The sequence below is a fragment of the Rhizobium sp. 11_C7_N12_5 genome (assembly GCF_051811145.1).
Lineage (GTDB): Bacteria > Pseudomonadota > Alphaproteobacteria > Rhizobiales > Rhizobiaceae > Rhizobium > Rhizobium lusitanum.
The window spans coordinates 39,715-58,431 of record NZ_JBPWPY010000004.1; the positions used below are offsets into that span (position 1 = coordinate 39,715).

An 18,717-nucleotide genomic window follows, 5' to 3' on the forward strand; every position below is an offset into this window, starting at 1 on the left:
GCTCCGACTAGTGTTTCTGTAGTTTTTCGAAAGCGCGCCGCACCAAGGTTGGCAAGACGTGCACGCGATACCATCCGGGCACCTCAGGCCCGTCTCGTCCGACAAATTCGCCGGCAAGATCCGACGCGCATTGCTGAATGAGGGGCGAATTGTATGGGAGACCTGAAATCGCCTCTTCGAGGCTGCCCCATCGTCGCGCAGCGGCCTCGACGGATCCGATGCCAATGGCGGCATTGCTGATCAATCCGTCCGGCCGTCGCTCGACCGAGACGCTTGCAATCGCTACCGGATAGTCGCCTGCCTTTCGGAGCGGCAAGCGAGCATGGGCGGAGATTGCCCGGCGTCTCGGCACAAGGATATGGAGCAGCAGGGAGGCAGGTTGGAGTGTGTCCAATTTCTTTTGGAAGGCCGCCAAACCCATGCGCCGACGGCCCCCTTCCAGGGTCTCGAATTCGACCTCAGCACCCTGACAGAGGAGCGCCGGCACGATATCCGCAGCTGGGAAGCCCACGGCACAGAGATTGCCGCCCACTGTTGCGGTTTGGCGCACGGCCGGATTAGCAGAGTCACCTGCCGCGGCCATCATGCCACTTAACTCCGGAACCCCCTGAAGGTCACGTGCAAGCTGAGCATGGGTTACGCCGCTACCAATCGTGACGTGAGTATCGGTGACCACGACCTGGTGCAGCTCTGGTATCCGCGCGATCGTAACGTAAGCTTGCGCCAACGCCTCGTTACGCAGCGGCGCCCTCATGATCCATGTGCCGCCGGCCATGACTGCCCCACGCGAGCCCAGTTCCGCCAGAATAGCCAAAGAGTCCGCTATTGTTTCCGGTTGATATAGGTCGGTCTTTTGGTGATTTAGCATGCTTTCTCCAGACGGGTGCGAATGAGGTGCTATGCGATGCAGCTTCCCTTGGAACGTCAAACACGCCGCTCGAAACCGCCTTGCTGATCGATAGCCAACAGAAGCGACGCCGTCTCGGCGGCACCCGGCGCCGCGGCCAAGATCGAGCCGCTTTCGGCGCCGCTCTCAATGAAATCTTGAACGACACCACCGGCCTCGCGCACCAACACAAGCCCAGCGATCACGTCCCAGACGCTGGTGCGCGCGTCGGCGTAACCATCCAGCCGGCCGTCCGCGACATGGGCAAGCATCATCGCGGACGAACCGAAGCGGCGGTACTCGCAACCGTGATCGAGAATATGGCTGATCTGCTGGGCATGCGCCGCTACGCTTTTGCCCGACGTAAAGCCCACTCCGAATACTGACTTGTTAAGCGTCGTGTCTTGATTGACCGAGATTGGTTGGCCGTTGCGCGTCGCACCGCGACCCGCTGCCGCGCTAAACATTTCATCGTTGATCGGATCGAAGATAACACCAAGCACCGGCTTACCCTCTATCGTGGCGCCGATCGATACACACCAACTCGGTCGATGGCGCATGAAGTTCGACGTACCGTCGATCGGGTCCAGAACCCAGACGACACGCGCACCCTCCCTGTCCAGGCCGAATTCCTCACCCAATATGGCATGGTCCGGAAAGGCCTGACGCAATCTGTTTCGGATCAGCAATTCCACATGCTTGTCCACCGCCGTCACAAAGTCCTGCGGTCCCTTGGTTTCAATTTCCAAGGGCTTGTTCTCTGTCAAGTAAGACAATGCGAGCCGACCAGCCGCCTGAACGGTCGCCTCGGCCACGATTTGCATCAATACGAGTGCTTTCTCTTCCTGTATCATTAGCTCAACACCTCCCTTGTTGATTTTGTGCAATAATTTATCATTCTATTTCGTCGCAGAAGGGTCCTTGGCCCGATATGAAAAGAAGCGAATTTCTTGTTTCGTCGGAGCTACGCTGCGCGAAACCGGTACTCTGTTACCTGCCGATATGTTTCGCCGGGCCGCAGCACCGCGTCGGAGAAATGGCTGCGGTTAGGGCTGTCGGGATAGCGTTGTGGTTCAAGACAGATGCCGCAATTTTTCCCATATTGAGCACCATCGAGTCCCGCAGCCGGCCCATTGAAACTCCCGCCGTCGTATAGTTGCAGGTGCGGCTCGGTCGTATAGACATCCATGGCCATTCCGGTTTTGAGGCCGTAGAGTGTCGCTGCATGGATCAGTTCCGCAGCTGGCGAAGACCTCTCTCGCAGGACGAAACCGAGATCGTATTTGACACCCAGCGAATTCCGCAGCGGTCTTGCCTTGTGAAAGTCGAACGGCGTACCGGCGGTCGAACGAATCTCACCCGTGGGGATAAGGTCGTCATCGACTGGCGTATAGAAATCCGCTTCGACGACGAATTCATGGTCGATTGCGCTAGGAACGGGAGCGTTTTCAAACCCGACCGGCAGTTCGAGATTGAAATAGCCATGGCTGGCAAGATTGCAGAGCGTCGGCGCGTCTGTCGTCGCCGTCAGCTCGACACGCAAGGTTGCCGAGGCCAACAGGCGGTAAACGCACTGAACGTGCAAATTGCCGGGAAAACCGGCATCGCCGTCTTCGGATTGGAGCGACATCGTCGCCGATGATGCATCGTAACTTTGCAGCGTCCAGGGGCGCCGACTGAAGCCCTGGCCGTCGCCACCGCCATGCAAGGTGTGCTTCCCATCCTGATTGAGCGGCAATTGATGAGCTTGCCCGTCGATTTCAAAGCGGCCCTGAGCGATCCTGTTGGCAAAGCGCCCTGCGATCGCGCCAGCGTGAGCGGTGTCAGCCACATAGTCGTCAATAGCATTGAAGCCAATGACCACCCGTTGTTGGCCCAGAGCGGTTGGGATCAACAGATCACGTACGGCCGCCCCCCAGGTCAGGATTTTCGCCTCTGCACCCGTCTCCGAGCGTAAGGTGACCTCATGGATATCGATGCCGTCGGCTTGCCCAAATACACGATCGTTCATTTCATCTTCCGTCTGTTTTGTGTTCGAAGAAAGAGCCGCGGCCGACACTTCCGTCACTGCGAGGAACCACAGGGGTCCACGTTACCTGCGCGGTCAGTTCAGATATTTGTCCGGGTCCGCATTGCAGTTCGTTGATAGTCCATTGTCGAACGAAACCACCTCCGGCGCACCAAATACGAGGTTTTGGATCGATGTGTTGGCAATCGTATCAGCGTCGTCGATGAACTCGTCCCAGACACCAGGCTCCACAAGGCCGACATGCAAAAACCATCGGGCCGATTCCGTCGGAATCCCGAGCACATGTATCCGGTCCTTGACCTCTCCCTTGACCGTGATCGGGTGAAATGGCTTGCTGGTCACTTCAGCGCCCCCGACCCCCATGAAGTTTCTGAGGAGACCTGCATCGGCTAGGCTGCGAATGACCGGATTCTCATCCAGATCAACATTCGGTGCAGCAACATACGCGTCGATGAGAACATCGATCTCGACACTATAGTCCTTGACCTTGTCGGAAGAGGCGACAACAGCCGCTTCATCCGTTTTGCGAAAGGTCGCAGACGGGCCGAGCAATTCCAGCTTTCCGCATTGGATAAGAGCCAATAGTTGCTTTGCCCGTGTCCGGGAGGGGCCGGACGACAAGAATGCAATCGTCCGTGCCATCTTTGTTATGAAATCGTGATGGGACGAACGCGTTAGCCCGCCCAAATCCACGGCTTTGCGTATAATTGGCCTGATGTGCCGGAGCACATCGAGAGCGGCCTTGATCGGATCATTAAATTCACCGCGGTCCGCTTGGGCAACATCCTCGCCGACGACCGAAACCACAGCCCGCCTGAACTCTTCCTGGCTGTTGAAGGACAATCCCTGGAATGGCGCGGCAAGCGCTCCGAGGTCCAGAAGCTTGTCTATCCCATAAGGTCTTGCCAGCTGTGACATCACATGCATGACGGTGTCCGAGGTAACTTCACTTGCGTCGAGCTTCTTGCGAAACTGGCCATACTGATCGGAACCAAGAACCTTCTCGACATAGACAAGGTTCACTTCCGCCGTAATCCACGGTAGGTAGCTGGAACGGAAACACGCCGGACCGTTCGCGCGTATGCTTGCAACGCGCGAGGTTGTGAAGAACTGCGGAACATAAACGAGATTGGCTGGGCGATCGTCTTTGCCACGCACCGGCAATGGAAGCCCGCCTCGCGAGCCGGCGACAATCAGCTTAGGCTCGTTGCCGCTCGGAACGTATTGAAGAGTGCCTTGCTCAACAACATACCTGCCGCCACGACCTATCGTCAGCTCCGACAGGACATCGTAGAAGGAAAGGCCAAGGCCCCTGATACCAATGACCTGTTCACTCAGGTCGAGTGGCAACGACAATCCACTTTGAAAAGTCTCGAGGATGTCAAAAGAGGTCAGGTGCCGCACCGACGAGCCTGCCATGTTCTCCGCATGTTTGCTTTTCTCGCGATGAGGATAGCCCGAGCAAATTATGAGACGGTCGACATGCAACGCGCTGCGCCCGGATTCAAATGTCAGCTCGTATTGGTCGACATGTTCGGTGATGTTGACAACCCGATCCTGCACGCGTTCAAGCGACATGTTATCAGGCAAGTTCAACTCGATAACATCCAGAACAAACTTCAAATATTTGCCGTAGAGGCCTCTTGGGGCATATCCCGAAGGACCAGGGTAATTGGTATCAACCTGGCGCCACCACTCCATAAACGTCGGCCCATATCCAGGACGCCAAGCACCCTCGTCAGGCGCATTCGGGAACATCGTCGCGTTCTTGCAGCGGGTGTTCATGATCAGCCAGTCAGGCTGGTCGGTGCGCCATATCCGGCCACACCCGACCTCCACGCTGTCGATCGCATAAATGACGAGGGGCCGGAGCGTTTGTCTTTCAGTCAGTTTGCTGGCGATCCTTTCGATCACTGAAATTCCCCGCGGACCAGTGCCGACGATTGCGATGCGCTCCGGCACCATCTTGTCATCGTTCGGCAGTTTCCATCTGCCGCTTGCGTTGACGAATATCTTGCGTATGGCTTCTGTCATCTTGACCTTCATCATCAGCAGGAGACTTGCAACTCTTGGATGGAATGCCCGAATATACCTAGGCAGGTGCTGTTCGGGGCCTTCGCGAAATTCGCGTCAGCTGCTTCCTTCATGCCGATGGAAATCCCAGCCCAGATACTGGCGAGTTGCGTCAACTATGGCATCGCTGACAGAAGAGAAATTCGCCGCAACATGGTGCTCGAAGCCATTTTCGCAAATATAGCGCAACAACTTTTGCATATCGGGAATTTCGACGACGCCGGCGCCGCCAAAGGTCTCCAACGGATCGTCCGTGAACTTGCCTTCCCCGACATAACCACAGATGCGCCCGGACGCGTCATCGGTACTCACGCGGATATAGGTCATGTGTCCCGACTTAATTGATCCGTCGACCGTACCATACGTATTGTCTTTGCCAACGGTGCCAGCAATGATCTCCTGGAAATCCATCTTGTAGTCTTTGAAGAACTCTTTCGGCAGATTGCTGCAGTGGAAACATACGGCCTTATTGGCATTCGCGCCGTAGTTGTTGTTCCAGTCGAGAAGGGCGCTCGGCGTACCAGATGCCAATGCCAGCATGTGCATGCCGATCAGCCCGCATACGTCAACTTCGCATGCGCTCGACATGAGCTTTGAACTCATCATGCTCATCATGGTGCACGGCACGACGCCGTAGTTCTCTTCCAGCGATGTCCAACACTGGATGGCGCTGATCGAGACATCGGCCTCTTTCATCCATTCTTCGGTCACCGCCGCAAGCTTGGCCTGCCGTAGGATGGCAGGGTGCGGCACGCCTTCGACCGAAATGTAGTTCGTGATCGCCTCAAGCTTTTCCGTGACGATCGAGGCCCCGTCGTCAAGCCGGGCCACTCTTCCAAGGATTTCTGAAAGATCGAGCGTGACGACTGATATGCCCGCCGCCTCGAGAAGCTTCTCACTGTAGCGAACGGTATTGAAGGCCTGCGGCCGCGCACCGATGGCGCCAATTCGCAGCCCCTGCAAGCCACCGACGATGCGACAGGTTGCGGAAAATCGCGAGAGATCCTCTTGGAACTCATCGCTGAGCGGGTCAACGCAGTGCGATTTGGTGAGAGAATAGCGAATGCCATATTGTCGCAAATTATTGCAGGCTGACATCTTTCCGCAGAAGCTATCGCGGCGCCAATGAATTGACATTTTCTGCGGATCGTCAGGAGTGGCCTGGATCAGCACCGGAACCTTCAATCCCGAAAGACGAAGAGTGTCGGCGATAGGCCGCTCCTCCCCAAAATTCGGAAGCGTAACGATGATCCCGGCAATGTCATCTCGATGCTTCTTGAATAGAGCGGCGCATTTCTTTGCGTCCTCAAAGGACTGCACAGCGCCATGCTGGGTATCTTCAAGGCCGAGGACAACGCATTTGTGGCCAGCCTTTTCAAGGGCGCGGATCATATGATCGCGACCAGTCGCCGCAAGGTGGCCTGGAAAGAAGCCGCGGCTCCCGACCACAATACCAAATGTCATCGACTTCACTTTTACGTCCTTCCTGGTTTTCATGTGAACTTTTGTGATTCAATTTCTGACCAGCAACCGATGCGTGTTTCGGGAATGACCGGGCAGAAGGCGGTCTTGACTACATCGTGCGGCGCTCGCCGTACCTCCGCTTCACGCGGTCAGAACGGCGTCCAGAACTGAAATCTGCTCATGCCAATTCAGGCCCTTGCCGAAGGCTTCATCGAAAAGCGCCGACCCGATGGTGAAACCCCATGGCCTTAGCTTTCGCACCTGCTTTAGCCGGTCGAACGTATTGATGCTGCCGGAAATAATGGTTGAGCGCTGGCCGACGGCCCTCAGCGCAGCCGAACCGAGTTCATTAGGGTCGCCATCCTTGTATCGGTACATCGATAGGCAAATGCCATCGGCACCGCTTGCCAGGACGCGCTGTCCGTCGCCCACGACTTCCTCGATGCTGCCGTAGAGATAACGGGGGATACCCTCTCTTCGCCCGATAGTGGGGAGATATGACACTGACGATCCTTGCAGAAGGGAAACGACAGAAGTGTGGAACTGGCACCCAATAAGATATTTGCAGTTGTTTGTTATTGAGAATTCAGCGGCGCGCAGACAATCGTCTTCCTTCTCTCCAAAGGATTCAAAAACCAAAGTTTTTCCTTTGTCATAGATGTGCTTCGCCAATTCACTCGCGGCATGCACCGAAATACCCGTGTCCTTGAAGCCCCAGTATTGGGTCGGAGCGTGATTGGATGCGTCGAACGTTTCTCGTGCGTTTGCGACGGTCAAATCATTGTTCGTCAGCATCGCGATTATCTTGACCATTTTACTCTCTCCCCTTGTGTAGATCGCTTCACTCTAGCCCCTGCGTTTGTCGCAGCCTCACGCGGGCATACTCCTCCAGTATCCTCCTGCGCAAAGACCTCACCCACGGACATTGACGGTCAGTGCTTGGTGAGGATGCCTAGGTTGATCATGCCCCCCGAAATACATCAGAAGAGAAGACACAACCAAAAAACGAGTCCATAAAGAGGTACGTACATCATTATACAGCGTTCTGTCAACAGAGACAGCGCACCTATTGAGATTCAACTTTAGTATCTGAAATATCTATATTAATATTAATGTTGGCGTGCACGAAGCCAGATTTTTCGACGAGAATCAGGTTGTATATTGAGGTTTTCGGACGTATTTTTGAGGTGGTATTTGACAATTATGCAGTGCGTAACTCATATCATGAGTGGCTGCCAGCGTTCCGCCGGGGACCTGGGCCGGGAGGCGAGTTCCGTTGAGGGCTTTTTGTGATTGCCTTGGACGAGGCCAATTCGGCCGAACCAACTCGCTCCAAGCTGACCGCTAGGCCAACAAATGCTCAAGGAGGAAGCATGACGATTCACCTTTTCGATCTGACAGGGAAACGTGCGCTGATCACAGGTTCCTCACAGGGAATCGGCTTGGCTCTGGCGCGCGGCCTGGCCGCGGCGGGCGCGGAGATCATTTTGAATGGCCGCTACCGGGCAAAACTCGAAGCTGCCGCAGAAATTGTTGGAACGTCTCACCTGCTTGCTTTCGACGCGACGGACCATGCGGCCGTACGCGCCGCCATCGACACCTTCGAAGCGGAGACCGGGGCAATCGACATCCTCGTCAACAACGCCGGCATGACGCATCGCGCGCCTCTGGAAGATTTTCCTGCCGATGCTTTCGATCAGTTGTTGAAGACAAACATCTCGTCAGTGTTCAATGTTGGGCAAGCCGTTGCTCGACATATGATTGCACGCGGCGCAGGCAAAATCATCAATATAGCCAGCGTTCAGACTGCACTCGCTCGCCCTTGCATCGCGCCCTATACCGCGACCAAGGGCGCGGTCGGCAACCTCACCAAGGGGATGGCGACCGACTGGGCGAGACACGGTCTGCAATGCAACGCGATTGCGCCCGGCTATTTCGATACACCTCTGAATGCCGCGCTCATCGCCGACCCGGCCTTCTCAGACTGGCTGGTAAAACGCACACCAGCTGGCCGCTGGGGAAAACTCGAGGAGCTAGTTGGCGCCTGCATCTTCCTGTCCTCCGACGCCTCTTCCTTCGTCAATGGGCACGTCCTGTACGTCGACGGCGGAATGACCGCCTCACTCTGAGTTGCTGCACCGCAATGTCTACCGAGGGGATCGCCCCTGCAGAAACCCTAAGAGGCTTTCTGTGCGTCGCACACAAAGAGACGACAAGCCGGTAATTTGATTGGGGCAAACACCAGATAAGTCCTTCCAGACCTTGATCGTCAACGCGATTGAGATAGCTTAAGTCTTTGATTTAAGAACTGGAGTGATTTTAACGTGCGCCCTACGGTACAAGATGTGGCGAGACATGCCGGCGTCAGCCTAGCTACAGTTGATAGGGTACTCAATCAGCGCCCAGGAGTACGCGAGAAGACAATTGCGAAGGTCGAGGCTGCGATAGCGGCTCTTGGATATATCAGGGATGTTTCCGCTGCAAATTTGGCAAAGGGGCTGGCTTATCGCTTCGCCTTCGTGATTCCTGAGGGATCCAATAGCTTCATGCGCGGCCTGGAAGCCGAAATCGAAGCTGTTAAGCAGCATTCAGCTGCCGAGCGTACCGAGATATCGATATACAAGATCCCTCCCTTCGATGGGCCAGCGCTGGCGGCTGCCTTGGACAGCCTGGACCCTAAACGGTACTCTGGAGTGGCGGTCGTCGCGACCGAAGCCGTAGCCGTTCGTGATGCTCTGGCTCGGCTACGGAGAAACAATGTTCCCGTGGTCACGCTCGTTTCAGATGTTCCTGCTTTTCAATCCGATGCTTATGTTGGCATCGACAATGTCGCCGCTGGACGAACCGCCGCCAGACTTATGGGCAAGTTTTTAGGCGGGAGACCGGGTAAGATTGCATTGGTAGCGGGATCCATGCTGGTGCGCGACCATGTGGAGCGCCGCATGGGCTTTGAGCAGATTATCCGTAGCGACTACGCACATGTGCACTGCCTGCCTGTCATAGAGGGAAAAGACGATAGCCGCATAGTTCAAGAGTATTTAAGCGAATGCTTGCGGACCAACACCGACGTGGTCGGCGTCTATAATATGGGCGCCGGAAATCGTGGTCTCATCGAAGTTTTGTCCGCCGACGCCCAGAAGGAACGTGTGGTCATTGCACACGAGCTGACAGAACATACACGTCGAGCACTCAACGCAGGAATCCTTGATGCAATAATTCATCAAGACGCAGGCCATGAGGTGCGCAGCGCGCTCCGCATTTTAAAAGCAAAAATCGAAAAGACCCCCCTGCTCGCCGGCCAAGAGACAATTCGCATTGAGATATACCTCAACGAGAACCTCTCATAAGCCCGATGGACCTAGTTTGCACTTCCGACATTCGTCATTCCGCTCAATCGACGAGGGTTATTTCCAAAGCCGCGAATGGCGGTCTTGAAGGGAAATGAACCGCTGTTTTCGTGTCGCATCCCACATTATCAATGACTTAGGCATCCGATCCGGCGTAGTACGATTTGTCGAACATAGCCGATATGGCGATCCTTCGAAGCATACTGCCGATTAAACCTTCCTGAACCGTGATGTGCCATCAGATAGGATGACGGTAACCTGCCCTAACTGATGGCGAGACAGCCCGTATGACCCAGTTTCGTGACCCGGACATCACAGATCGCGCCTATATCGGCGCAACCGCCTACCATGCGATCAGGCGCTACTTCGCGCATGCCGAAGGATTACCTGTCGGTTACGACTTCGAGGCGCGTTACCGTGCCTATCTTGGAGAGGCATTAGAAGCGCCTAATCGGAAGGCTTTTTCCCTGGCTACGATGCGCTTCTTCGCAAGTCTGCGGAATGGCCATACGTCCTTCTGGGACGAAGAATTGAGGCAGCAGGCAGGATCGATACCGTTCAGGATGAGGCGGATCGACGGTCAGTGGACGGTGGTACGATCAGGCATAGCTGAGCTACACCCCGGTGACGTGGTGACCGTGGTTGACGGCAAACCTGTCTGCGAGTGGCTTGAGCCGGTGCGCGAACACATCGGTCAATCCAGCCTCGCGGCGCTGGATTGGATGACATGGCTCCGCTCCTTCCTGCTGCCGCAGCGCTTTACACTCGGCACGGATGACGGCGGCGAGGTACCAATCGATTTGACCGCGTTACCGAGCGGACCGGAAAGCGGGCTTGTGCTCGCAAACGAAGTCGAAACCGTCCACCGGTCGGACGGATTGGTGGTGATCCGCATTCCAGGCTTTGATGACCCGAAATATGAGGAAGCTGCGATTGAGGCCATTCGGGGCGTGGAAAATGCTCGTGCCATTCTCCTCGATCTTCGCGACAACAGCGGTGGCAGCTCGCCCGGCAAGCTGCTGTCCGCCATTATGACAAAACGCTGTCGAGGTACGTTGGTGTCCACCCCCATGACGATTGCCAAGTCCGACGCTTCCAATTCCTTCCACGGCAGCATCCCGGCATTGCCGACAACGATGATGCAGAGCGGCCCAGACATAACGCTTCCTTGCCCCGACGCCTGGAAGGGAAAGATAGCGCTGCTGATCAATAGTGGCAGCGCTTCGGCTTGCGAGGATTTCGCCTTGCGCTTCAAGGATGGCGAGCGAGGCCTTGTGCTCGGCGAGCCTAGTTTTGGATCTACGGGGCAGCCATACTTTGTCAATTTCACGGAGTTCGGTATGTCGTTCAGAGTATCCTCCAAGCGCGAATATTTTCCCGATGGACGTCAATTCGAAGGTATGGGCGTAACGCCCGACAAATCAATTCCCCTGACGCGCGAAGAATTGAGGAGCGGTGCCGACACTCAGCTGGAACTTGCGGCTAAAGCGGTACTGGCTCAATAGCCCGCCAATCGGCGGAAATCTTTCTAACGTAGAACCCAACGGCCACCCCAGCCATACCGTATGGGCTGTAAGAGGTCGACATTGCCTAGCTCCACGGCCATTCATTAGCCGTTCAGGTGCATGTGGATAACTAGTTTTAGATGATATCCTTGCGGAAAGTTGGCGGCATGACGTTATTTTCAAGCACAGGACACGCGGCCCCAATTACCACACTCAAGTTCCAGCCAATTCGAATTAAATCGCTGTTCAGTCGCGATTTGCTGCTGACCACGCTTTGGTCGGCGGTGGCAATTTTGGTAATTGGGTTCTTCATTTCCGATATCTACCGCAAAAGCGTTGAACGCAACTTTCATGATCTGCTACGAGCCGAGCTCTATAACGTCATCGATTCGGTAACAATAGGTGATGGGGGTGGGTTAGTAGGAAGCCCGCAGATCGGCGATCTTCGTTTCATGCAACCGAAGACGGGTTGGTACTGGATGGTCGAGCCGCGTGGTGGCTATACCGCGACGCTGCTTGTCTCGCCATCTCTTGGCGCGTCGAACCTGCCGGTAGTTTCCGAACTAGAAGCACCTTTCGATAAGAACTACGAGCGCTACTACAACGTCACCGATGCCTCCGGAAACCGCGTACAAGTAGTTGAAACGGAGGTTGTGCTCGATACGGGCGGCCGCGTTGCACGCTTTCGTGTTGCGGGAAACAGTGCTGTAGTGGAGGAGGATGTCCGCAATTTCTCCCATAGCCTTTATCTTGCGCTTGTTGGCTTCGTCCTAAGTATCTTGATTGTCTACGCGCTTGCCCGCCAAACCCGACAAGTAGCCCCATAGCAATTATTGCAATATTTCTCCTGAGTTTATTGTGACGGAGAATAGACCTTATCCGCAGGCGCTGGTCGCTTGGGGCCGAGGGCGGACGAACGCTTCGGCGGCTTCGCGCCAATTGCGGCCAGTGGGAGAGACTGGATCGGGTGAATCCCAGCTTCGTGTTTTGATATTATCGGATTGGTAGACTCTTGGATTGCCAAGTATACTAAATATGTAGAATGCGACCGCCACGCAGTAAGAAATCCACCGCCCCCACTTACGGCCCAAATGTTGAACCTCATACAACGACATCTGCTGACCTATCGACTGTTACTGGTGGGCTTGCCATCCGCAGGCCTCTATTTGTATCCGGACATCTTCTCAATCATACCATTTATGCTCCTGCCAGCGGTCATTGGTGCAATCTACAGCTCGTCGCGCGAGAAGTACAAAGACAACTCTCGGGCGAAAGGCGCGATAGACTGGTACGATGGTGTCGTTTGGATTTGGCGCGGTTTTCCGGCAGAAACAGGCGGCGGACCCCGTTGAAATTTCTGCGGTCCGCTGCAAACATCGCTCACGATCACCGGCTACATCATCCATCTGGATTTCCAATGAACGAACGTATGAATTCCGTTGAGCTTAAGAAGGCGTTTCGTCTGATCAACCATGGACCAACCATACTCTTGTCGGCACGACATGGCGGCATCGACAACGTAATGGCCGTGGCCTGGTGTTGCGGTATGGATATCGATCCACCGAAGCTCACCGTCGTCGTCGACAAAGTTGCGCAGACGCGCTCCCTCATCGAGGCGAGCGGGATCTTCGTCGTGCAAGTTCCGACGGTTGCCCAACTTGCACTGACAAGGGAGGTCGGAAGCCGGACGTTGCACGAGGAACCAGACAAGCTTCAGAAATCAGGTGTCTCGATCTTCGAAGTGCCAGGACAGAATCTGCCATTCGTTAAAGGCTGCTCGGCCTGGCTTGCCTGCAGACTGATCAATGAGCCGCATATCCAGAACACCTATGACCTCTTCGTTGCTGAGGTGACCGCTGCCTGGGCAGACGACCGCGTGTTCCGGGACGGACATTGGCATTTCGAAACGGCGGATCCGGAATGGCGCAGCCTTCATCACGTAGCGGGAGGGCACTTCTATGCGATTGGGGAGGCGCTTTCGACTGCGGCCGAAACTATCTGAAATCGCATACCCTAATATTTGATACCCGATACCCATGGTTCTTGCCGCTCAGACTGCCCATGCAACATAAAGTGGGCGCTGCCATCGCTTATCGGAAGGCCTACATTTTGAGTTTGCGGGCGAACGATCATGTCGATCAAGCGAAGCGACTGCCATCGGATTTACCGACTCATCAATAGCCTGCTCATCAACGAAAACGCCAATCCCCCACGGCTTGCCTTACCAGAATTTCCACCATGGCCGCTTTAAATCGAAAGCATGCGCGAGGACGCGAGAGGATACATTATCGGTCGAGGTTCCGATCACCTCCCCATCCTCGCCATAGTGTTCACCTTCATCTCCCTGGACGCTGGCATGTAGGGCTTGTGCAACGTGCCACATCTTCCGGCGAATTTCCCGGTCCGGGTTTTTGACGACGATATTGCCGAGGTTCCAGGTAAACCATGCGGTGCTCTCGGAATTTGCGCCTTGTGAGTAACCCTTCCAGATGCAGGTACCGAAACTCTCAACGCGCAACACGTCTCCACTGGCAGTGGCGGCTTCGGCAAAGCCTTCATGCTGAAGAGCCGGATCGCTGGCCACATATTCCAGCCAATCGTCAAGATCGATTGCTGGAGAGGCGTCAAACCAGTTTGCCTTTCGGGTGATGTGAAGATCGTATCCCATTATTGCGCCTCGCCTGAGTTGGGCGAAACGGGTGGTGCGGATCTCTCGACGCCAAACCTCTTCAACACCATGCTGACGCTTTCGCCGGAACCCCCGTCCAGCAAGCGTCCGTCGGCCAGCACAATCGTCGGCCCCTGCCCGATAATCTTATACTCATCACGCTTGGTTTCGAGCCATTTGAGCGTATTGAAGTAAAAGAGCCACCCCTCCGGATCGACCATTTTTTCCGCGAAGGTGATCGCCAGAGGGCCAAGTTCAACCCGAATGCGGGTAGTCTCCGCCTCTCTTAGAAACGCGTTCATGATTTTCAGGGCGTCCGATTTCTTCAATTGAATCCTCGTCTTCTAACGAAGACTGCCTGCGGGGTGGCGAACGTACAGCAGCTTTGCTTCGTGATACGCCTGTATCCTACGTACAAAGACAACTTACAAGGGCATTTTACCAGGCGAGCTGAGCGCGGTCTGTTTCGATTTTCCGTGGAGCGATGCAACGACCTGGCAAGCGAAAGCGCACGCCGATGACCTGATGGTCTAGGCACGAGATAAACCATTCAGGACTGTTCGTTTCAGTCGACAAGGCCGCGAAAAGGCATCCGGCAGTGCGGCTGCTCAAGAAGAGGAAGCAAGCTCAAGGCGTATTTTGGCCGTGCACTTCACGCTCCAAACGAAGCTCCGACCCGAATTGACGAAGGATGAGCGCCGGTAGCCCATGAGACTCGTCCGGCAAGAAAGTGACGTGAATGTCAACAATAGGCGAACTGAAGGTTCTTTCGCCGCTTGCCACCAGCAGAACCGGTTTGAGCGACCCAATTTGCAAAGTTAGATCATCACGCTCGAACCCGATGGTTGAAGTTATGCCGCCAGCGTGCCGGTATGTGCCTGCCAAGCTTCCATAGTCGAGCACGCTCAATACAGCGTTTGCACCGGAGCCGGACGTCCATCCGAATTCACGGCTAAGTGCTGACAGGATCTGCGAAATAAGCGGCCACCCCTTGACGGAGTTCATCATAACCACGGCACCGCTGCCGGATGCCCTAAACATCCGCATCTGAGCGATAAACCCGTGATCTTCTCCACCGTGACCGAAATAGAAAGGCTCTCCCTGACCACTGCAGAACCACCCCAGCCCCACAAATTCTCCTCCGAGCTGCTGATGCAGAAGTTGAGGCCGCAGCATAGAGGCTGCGGTTTCTTGGCTGAGCCCTATCAAAGAATGCCCGCCACCGAGAACGCGTAACATCTCCGCACCAAGTCGAGCTAGATCGCCTGCGGTTGTCCAGAGGCCTGCGGCAGCCATTTCCGGATAAAGATGCCACCCGCCGACTACGGGAAGGCCATTAGCGAGATGTCCGCTTGCCGCCACCAGCGCCCTATCCGGCGGAAGCGGTTGCTCGTATGTGCTGTTTTTCATTCCGACCGGATCTAGAACAAGCTCTCGCATTAGATCTGGAAAGGGCAGACCGAGGACGTCCATGATCACTTGCTGTGCGATGGTCGTGCCACCTCCTGAATAGCGATAGGAAAGTCCCGGAATGCCTTCGACAACGATTGGCAAGGTATTCGCTGGTGGTGCGCCGTTCAGCACCTGCACAAGCGTCGGGACAGGGCCACTCACCGGGTATCCTGGAAAGCCGTGCACACTGGTCGCGCCTGTGTGACTTAACAGATGGCGTAAGGTTATTCTTGGTACCCATTCCCCATTGGAGGGAACCCGCCAGGAGGTCAGATAGGCATTAACGTCCTCGTCAAGGTCGAGCGTCCCCATCTCGACAAGACGCATCACCGCCATGGCAAAGACTGCCTTGCTGATAGAGCCTGCCTGAAAAAGAGTGCTCGCTTTCACCTCATCCGGCCGGTCAGCAGATCGCGCTCCGAAACCGCTTTCCCACGCAACTTCGCAATGGTCGAGAATTGCAATGCTGACACCGGGGATTGCTCGCCGTTGCATGACATTGGCGAGCGACTTTGGCACTCCATTTCGACGCCGAGATGGCGTCTCAGGCCTCAAGTCATGCAAAACTTTCATCGCCCGGTCATGAATAGATGACTTGTTCATCATTGGCACTCCAAGCAAGAACGGCGCGATGCGTTGCAGAGTCAAGGTCTGGCACACGTAAGGCGTTAGAGGAAGGGCCCACAAGAGGCCACTGCGGTTCTCGAAATGTCTATCCTCTTATCGTGCTCGTCGATGGGAAATCGCCATGACAATCAAAAATAGGACCGTCGGAACGCCGACCACACCGAAGTAAGCAGTGAATGCCCAGACGTCGCTACCAGGAGCGTCACACCGCATGAAGGGACGGGTGACCCGCGCCCCGATTACCAGAGACAAGAATGCCACTGCGATTAGGAGTAAAAGCGCCAAGATCGCAAGAACTACCGCAAGCGCAACGCTGGCCTTTAGGAGGTTAAGGGCGTCTCGCGTCTTCCACTCTGTCTCGCTGAAGGATCTAGGCAGTCCACTCGCAAGCTATTGAGGGCTGGGACAGATGTAAATCGGTTTTGGTTGTCGTGCCCATCGGCCGCTATGGGTCATAACTCTTTCGCCAGGAGTGGCTCAGGTTTCGTCTCATCAACCATCGCCCATCCACAATGCCGATAGAACTCCACAGCGTCGGGCGCTGCATTTACCGTCAGCGACGCGACGCCCCGATCCATCGCGAAGTTTTCTATTCCCGACATAATTTCCCGGCCAAAGCCTTGCCGCTGGAACTCAGTTCTGATGGCTACGGTGCGCACGATAGCTTGATCGTCGCCTATAATATCCAGCCGCGCCGCGCCGACAGCAACGGTTCCTCTCAGAAGCAGAAGCGGAAAGTGGCCGTCTTTTCGGTCATCAGGATGATCAGGGTCATAACCGTCAAGGCCACGAGCTTCGAATAGGACGCGTCTGCGGATTTCGTGATAGGCGGCCCAATCCCCTGAAGAGGTGACCGGGATCACTCGCAAGGTCAGCTCCGAAGTATCAGCCCACGTGTAGGCGATTTGTTCGGCGACGACTGGGCCAAGTTTGATTGTCCCGCCGTCCGTTTCGATACCGCCGAGCCGAGCGTAGAAATGTCGATACGGATTGAGAGCCAGCGCCATCGTGACCAGGCCTCGGCGGTCTGACTTCTGCAAATCCGTGACGATGCGCCGAAACAGGATTGAACCAATATTCCGCCGTTGCGCGGTCGGCAGCACATAAATTGCGTAAACCTCATTGGCATCCGGACAGCGATCATGCCGGGATGGCCCGCCACTCGCAAACCCTACCATCACTTCGTCATCGACGGCGACATGATAGATCGCATCGGGTTGCCCAAACATTCGCCGATGTCGCTTTTCCTGGTGAGCATAGGAAAGACCGTCGAGATATTCGGAAGGAAGACGGTCAGCAAAGGTCGCTCGCCAGGTATCGACGAGGACCTTCGCGATACCCGAAATATCTTCTTCTCTGCCACACCGGATTTCAAGAACCATCGCTATCCCTGCGTGATACAGTTTCCATCACCAACGACACCGCCTCCCACAATTTATCAGCCTGCTCCGGCGATCTCTCGATGGAATGGGCGAGATTGGCGATCACCACCTGCTTGGCGGGCATGACCGCAATCATCTGGCCAAAGGCTCCATGCGCAAAAAAGCGAAATGGTGGCAGATGGGCGCGATACTTCGCTACTCTCTCATTTTGGGCCTCTCCACGGTGCCCGGGGGTCACTTCTCAGTGGAAATCAACAACACTGGCTCTGGCGCGCCGTGGATCAGGATGGCTTCGTCCTCGATGTTCTGGTCCAAAGTCGCCGCGATGCCAGGGCTGCAAAGCGGTTGATGCGCAAGCTTCTGAAAGGGCAAGGATCTGCCCCGCGCGTCATGATCACCGACAAGCTTCGATCCTATGGTGCGGCGAAGCGGGAGATCCTACCCGGCGTCGAGCACCGTTCTCACAAGGGCTTGAACAATCGGGCGGAGAATTCTCATCAACCTATCCGGCGGCGTGAGCGGATCATGAAACGCTTCAAATCATCACGACAGCTTCAACGCTTCGTTTCCATCCACGACCCGATCGCCAACCTGTTTCATGGTCCGCGTCACGACATTCCATCTCACCATTATCGCGAGCTGCGAGCGGCTCGCTATGCAGATGTGGAGCGAGATCGCCCATCTGTAGGTCGCTTGATCATAGACCTCATGCCGAACTTTAACCCGAGGCCGATAACTTTACAGTGCCCCAGCGGATGATGCCAATCAAATTGGCCAATCTCCACACAAAGTGAGGCAGATCCCCTTTAAGAGCAAAGCGACATCAAGCTTCCGGCATCAAGAGGTGATGGCGAAAATACCGCTCGTCACAGCCCCCTATTTGGACAAAACTACAGACATAGTCAGATCATTTTCGGTGTATTCACCCGGATTTCGAGATACGGCACCTGCAAAGCTGATAACTCTTTTCTTTTTTTCTCGATCAAGTTCCGAAAATTCTACCGTGACCCTAATTGCCTCCAAGCATTCCTCAATTGTGTCTCCGTTATTGCGATAAAGGATATAGAATAAAAAATCCAATGCAGGTGCGGTTCCGAAGGCGCTCAGCGCCTCAATACATAAGGCTCTCCATTTTCTCCCGGCAAGAGGAGCATATGATCTCAACTTGTCCCAATCCGACGCCTCGAATTGTTCCAGAACTTGTGCTGCGGAGAAGATTCCTACTTCGCTCCAATTCACATCTGGTGCGCTATTTCCCAATATTTTGTCGAATTCTGTAAACAT

17 protein-coding genes and 2 pseudogenes are annotated in these 18,717 nt (G+C 55.2%); 7 read left to right on the top strand and 12 right to left on the bottom strand.

Translation table 11 applies throughout. The annotated features are described in order from the left end of the window. Window positions 1-7: 7 nt before the first annotated feature. The 6 genes from AB8B29_RS35345 to AB8B29_RS35370 all read right to left on the bottom strand — a co-directional run bounded on the left by AB8B29_RS35345 (window position 8) and on the right by AB8B29_RS35370 (window position 7,265). The gene (locus AB8B29_RS35345; protein WP_439007186.1) at window positions 8-868 is read right to left on the bottom strand and encodes an FAD binding domain-containing protein; all 861 of its coding nucleotides are present in this window, start codon (window positions 866-868) and stop codon (window positions 8-10) included. 56 nt (window positions 869-924) lie between these two features. After that, window positions 925-1,773, bottom strand: a complete 849-nt coding sequence (locus AB8B29_RS35350) for an inositol monophosphatase family protein (RefSeq protein ID WP_439007187.1) — start codon at window positions 1,771-1,773, stop codon at window positions 925-927. 77 nt (window positions 1,774-1,850) lie between these two features. Beyond that, window positions 1,851-2,954 carry an aldose epimerase family protein gene (locus AB8B29_RS35355; RefSeq protein ID WP_439007188.1) on the bottom strand — a complete coding sequence of 368 codons (1,104 nt, stop codon included), beginning with the start codon at window positions 2,952-2,954 and terminating at the stop codon, window positions 1,851-1,853. A gap of 36 nt (window positions 2,955-2,990) precedes the next feature. After that, window positions 2,991-4,964, bottom strand: coding sequence for an FAD/NAD(P)-binding protein (locus tag AB8B29_RS35360; RefSeq protein WP_439007189.1), 1,974 nt, complete (start codon window positions 4,962-4,964; stop codon window positions 2,991-2,993). An 81-nt stretch (window positions 4,965-5,045) separates the two neighbouring features. Further along, a complete protein-coding gene (locus AB8B29_RS35365; protein WP_439007190.1) occupies window positions 5,046-6,485 on the bottom strand; it encodes an L-fucose/L-arabinose isomerase family protein in 1,440 nt (479 codons plus the stop codon). A gap of 108 nt (window positions 6,486-6,593) precedes the next feature. Further along, window positions 6,594-7,265 carry a hypothetical protein gene (locus tag AB8B29_RS35370; RefSeq protein WP_439007191.1) on the bottom strand — a complete coding sequence of 224 codons (672 nt, stop codon included), beginning with the start codon at window positions 7,263-7,265 and terminating at the stop codon, window positions 6,594-6,596. A 560-nt stretch (window positions 7,266-7,825) separates the two neighbouring features. Here AB8B29_RS35370 and AB8B29_RS35375 point away from each other — a divergent pair. The 5 genes and pseudogenes from AB8B29_RS35375 (at window position 7,826) to AB8B29_RS35395 (ending at window position 13,306) form a co-directional block, all read left to right on the top strand. Continuing rightward, the gene (locus tag AB8B29_RS35375) at window positions 7,826-8,581 is read left to right on the top strand and encodes an SDR family oxidoreductase (RefSeq protein ID WP_439007321.1); all 756 of its coding nucleotides are present in this window, start codon (window positions 7,826-7,828) and stop codon (window positions 8,579-8,581) included. 195 nt (window positions 8,582-8,776) lie between these two features. Continuing rightward, complete coding sequence (locus AB8B29_RS35380; RefSeq protein ID WP_439007193.1) at window positions 8,777-9,799, top strand: LacI family DNA-binding transcriptional regulator; 1,023 nt, start codon at window positions 8,777-8,779, stop codon at window positions 9,797-9,799. A gap of 287 nt (window positions 9,800-10,086) precedes the next feature. Further along, on the top strand, window positions 10,087-11,304 hold the full coding sequence (locus AB8B29_RS35385; RefSeq protein WP_439007194.1) for a S41 family peptidase: 1,218 nt from the start codon (window positions 10,087-10,089) through the stop codon (window positions 11,302-11,304). A gap of 227 nt (window positions 11,305-11,531) precedes the next feature. Beyond that, window positions 11,532-12,104, top strand: a pseudogene (locus AB8B29_RS35390) (histidine kinase); the annotation flags it as partial. 617 nt (window positions 12,105-12,721) lie between these two features. Continuing rightward, window positions 12,722-13,306, top strand: a complete 585-nt coding sequence (locus AB8B29_RS35395) for a flavin reductase family protein (protein ID WP_439007195.1) — start codon at window positions 12,722-12,724, stop codon at window positions 13,304-13,306. A gap of 219 nt (window positions 13,307-13,525) precedes the next feature. Here the strand turns inward: AB8B29_RS35395 and AB8B29_RS35400 are convergent, their stop codons facing one another. The 5 genes from AB8B29_RS35400 to AB8B29_RS35420 all read right to left on the bottom strand — a co-directional run bounded on the left by AB8B29_RS35400 (window position 13,526) and on the right by AB8B29_RS35420 (window position 17,569). Then, window positions 13,526-13,972, bottom strand: coding sequence for a hypothetical protein (locus tag AB8B29_RS35400; protein ID WP_439007196.1), 447 nt, complete (start codon window positions 13,970-13,972; stop codon window positions 13,526-13,528). Next, window positions 13,972-14,301, bottom strand: coding sequence for a YrhB domain-containing protein (locus AB8B29_RS35405; RefSeq protein WP_439007198.1), 330 nt, complete (start codon window positions 14,299-14,301; stop codon window positions 13,972-13,974). The genes AB8B29_RS35400 and AB8B29_RS35405 overlap by 1 nt, the downstream gene beginning before the upstream one ends. A 298-nt stretch (window positions 14,302-14,599) precedes the next feature. Continuing rightward, window positions 14,600-16,030 carry a serine hydrolase domain-containing protein gene (locus AB8B29_RS35410; RefSeq protein WP_439007199.1) on the bottom strand — a complete coding sequence of 477 codons (1,431 nt, stop codon included), beginning with the start codon at window positions 16,028-16,030 and terminating at the stop codon, window positions 14,600-14,602. Between the two features lie 473 nt (window positions 16,031-16,503). Beyond that, window positions 16,504-17,433, bottom strand: coding sequence for a GNAT family N-acetyltransferase (locus AB8B29_RS35415; RefSeq protein ID WP_439007201.1), 930 nt, complete (start codon window positions 17,431-17,433; stop codon window positions 16,504-16,506). Next, the gene (locus AB8B29_RS35420; protein ID WP_439007202.1) at window positions 17,423-17,569 is read right to left on the bottom strand and encodes a hypothetical protein; all 147 of its coding nucleotides are present in this window, start codon (window positions 17,567-17,569) and stop codon (window positions 17,423-17,425) included. The genes AB8B29_RS35415 and AB8B29_RS35420 overlap by 11 nt, the downstream gene beginning before the upstream one ends. Between AB8B29_RS35420 and AB8B29_RS35425 the strand changes: the two genes are divergently transcribed. Next, window positions 17,519-17,782 carry a hypothetical protein gene (locus AB8B29_RS35425; RefSeq protein WP_439007323.1) on the top strand — a complete coding sequence of 88 codons (264 nt, stop codon included), beginning with the start codon at window positions 17,519-17,521 and terminating at the stop codon, window positions 17,780-17,782. The two genes, AB8B29_RS35420 and AB8B29_RS35425, sit on opposite strands and share 51 nt — an antisense overlap. Beyond that, window positions 17,686-18,121 (top strand): annotated as a pseudogene (locus AB8B29_RS35430) (IS6 family transposase); the annotation flags it as partial. The gene AB8B29_RS35425 and the pseudogene AB8B29_RS35430, both read left to right, overlap by 97 nt. A gap of 188 nt (window positions 18,122-18,309) precedes the next feature. Here the strand turns inward: AB8B29_RS35430 and AB8B29_RS35435 are convergent. Then, window positions 18,310-18,717 (bottom strand): hypothetical protein, encoded by a 408-nt coding sequence (locus AB8B29_RS35435; protein WP_439007203.1) that lies wholly within the window; start codon window positions 18,715-18,717, stop codon window positions 18,310-18,312.

Coding starts and splice junctions, on each gene's coding strand:
- AB8B29_RS35425 (WP_439007323.1), top strand. CDS start 17,519: ATGGGCGAGATTGGCGATCACCACCTGCTTGGCGGGCATGACCGCAAT.
- AB8B29_RS35400 (WP_439007196.1), bottom strand. CDS start 13,972: ATGGGATACGATCTTCACATCACCCGAAAGGCAAACTGGTTTGACGCC.
- AB8B29_RS35420 (WP_439007202.1), bottom strand. CDS start 17,569: ATGATTGCGGTCATGCCCGCCAAGCAGGTGGTGATCGCCAATCTCGCC.
- AB8B29_RS35410 (WP_439007199.1), bottom strand. CDS start 16,030: ATGATGAACAAGTCATCTATTCATGACCGGGCGATGAAAGTTTTGCAT.
- AB8B29_RS35395 (WP_439007195.1), top strand. CDS start 12,722: ATGAACGAACGTATGAATTCCGTTGAGCTTAAGAAGGCGTTTCGTCTG.
- AB8B29_RS35370 (WP_439007191.1), bottom strand. CDS start 7,265: ATGGTCAAGATAATCGCGATGCTGACGAACAATGATTTGACCGTCGCA.
- AB8B29_RS35435 (WP_439007203.1), bottom strand. CDS start 18,717: ATGTTTACAGAATTCGACAAAATATTGGGAAATAGCGCACCAGATGTG.
- AB8B29_RS35385 (WP_439007194.1), top strand. CDS start 10,087: ATGACCCAGTTTCGTGACCCGGACATCACAGATCGCGCCTATATCGGC.
- AB8B29_RS35365 (WP_439007190.1), bottom strand. CDS start 6,485: ATGAAAACCAGGAAGGACGTAAAAGTGAAGTCGATGACATTTGGTATT.
- AB8B29_RS35360 (WP_439007189.1), bottom strand. CDS start 4,964: ATGATGAAGGTCAAGATGACAGAAGCCATACGCAAGATATTCGTCAAC.
- AB8B29_RS35345 (WP_439007186.1), bottom strand. CDS start 868: ATGCTAAATCACCAAAAGACCGACCTATATCAACCGGAAACAATAGCG.
- AB8B29_RS35415 (WP_439007201.1), bottom strand. CDS start 17,433: ATGGTTCTTGAAATCCGGTGTGGCAGAGAAGAAGATATTTCGGGTATC.
- AB8B29_RS35375 (WP_439007321.1), top strand. CDS start 7,826: ATGACGATTCACCTTTTCGATCTGACAGGGAAACGTGCGCTGATCACA.